The sequence below is a fragment of the Phreatobacter sp. AB_2022a genome (assembly GCF_026847585.1).
In the GTDB taxonomy this organism is placed as follows: Bacteria; Pseudomonadota; Alphaproteobacteria; order Rhizobiales; family Phreatobacteraceae; genus Phreatobacter.
In genome coordinates, this window is record NZ_JAPSET010000115.1 from 1 (window position 1) to 295 (window position 295).

Here is a 295-nt window from a genome sequence, read left to right on the forward strand (position 1 = left end):
GGGCACCGACACCTGCCTGCGCATCGGCGGCTTCGTCCGCGCCGACTACATCATCAACTCGAGCCCGGGCAACCGTCTCAACAACAACCCCGCGGTGGCGGGCGGCCAGGTGCTCGGCACCTCCTACTTCGATCAGTACTACTCGACCTCGGCGCGTCTGACGCTGAACCTCGACGCCCGCTCGAACACCGAGTACGGCCTGCTGCGCGCCTTCGGCCAGTTCTCGGCCTATCGCGGCGTCTTCGACGGCTCCTTCTCCTCGCAGGGCCTCGTCACCTCGGGCGCCGGCCAGTCA

Annotated in this window: 1 protein-coding gene; it reads left to right on the forward strand. The window is 68.1% G+C overall.

Translation table 11 applies throughout. The annotated features are described in order from the left end of the window. On the forward strand, positions 1-295 hold a 295-nt coding region (locus OZ671_RS31920), incomplete at both ends, for a porin (RefSeq protein WP_268864429.1).